Source organism: Microvirga sp. P4_G7, from assembly GCF_056401005.1.
In genome coordinates, this window is record NZ_JBFUKD010000999.1 from 1 (window position 1) to 1,001 (window position 1,001).

Below are 1,001 nucleotides of genomic sequence, written 5' to 3' on the forward strand. Positions count from 1 at the left end.
ACACTGTCCCCATCTGAGAGAACATGTGAGAGTTGGTCTTCCGGATTCACTGGACCGCGACTGACAGGTACTGAATTCGCTCATTCTGAAACCGCTGCGTTGTCGCGAGAACGTCGATTGACGGACATGCATTTCGCCGTGCGTCACATTCCTCGGATCTATCGCTTTCGATTGAGGAGACGCCCTTCGAACGACCAGGGGGACGAGAAGGCGGTGTGTCGAAAGACACCCGTTGCAAGACGGTTCAGTTCGAGCGAATGCGTCGTCGCTCGATCTCGTCGACGCCGACACGCTCGACTATTGCTCTGTGGAGTCCGGCGCGTCGCCGCGTTCGGTTTGCGCACGATTGTCACGCAAGAAATAGACGATCGAGGTTCGCCCGGACATCCTCACGCCGCCTCGTCCGTCTTCTCCCCGCGAGCAACGACGTGCAGTGCTCCGTCCGGCAGCGGCCGTTGCAAACCGCTCGCTTCGCTCCATGACGCTCGCATCCAAACCTCCACCTCCTCGCCTGTGGTGAGGATCACAGGCATCGCTTTGGGATGGATCGCCCCGACCTCCTTGTTGGGTGGACATGTCAGAACGGCATAGAGGTTGTTGGTCGTCTCGCCCTCCTTCAGCTTTCGAATCGAGGTCCAGGGAGTCCAGATCCCGGCGAAGAAAGCCAACGGCCTGAGCTCGTCGAAGGCGAACCAAACCGGGGGTCGGGACCCGTCCGGCAGGACCTCGTTCTCGGAGAAACTCGAAAACGGCACCACGCAGCGGTTCTCGACGCCGAGCCAGCGCCGCCAGTGAGGCGACGACGTGTTTCGGACATTGGTGACCCCCGGATCGGTCTTCTTGCCCTGCAGCGCGATCGCAGGCGACGGCATGCCCCATCGCATCATGGTGAGTTCGCGTTCGCCGTCCACGTCCCGGACCACCGGCGCCATGTAATCAGGATAAATCCCAGGAAACGTCGGCATGTTGCCGGTCGTGTCGCGCATGGCCCTTGCGAGATG

1 protein-coding gene is annotated in these 1,001 nt (G+C 60.9%); it reads right to left on the minus strand.

The window, feature by feature from the left end; genetic code table 11:
- Positions 1-389 precede the first annotated feature (389 nt).
- Positions 390-986 (minus strand): SOS response-associated peptidase family protein, encoded by a 597-nt coding sequence (locus AC1DT3_RS22530; RefSeq protein WP_477467396.1) that lies wholly within the window; start codon positions 984-986, stop codon positions 390-392.
- Positions 987-1,001: the final 15 nt, after the last annotated feature.

What these genes read in the sequence shown, in the direction of transcription:
- AC1DT3_RS22530 (WP_477467396.1), bottom strand. Translation starts at nt 986, where the DNA reads ATGCGCGACACGACCGGCAACATGCCGACGTTTCCTGGGATTTATCCT.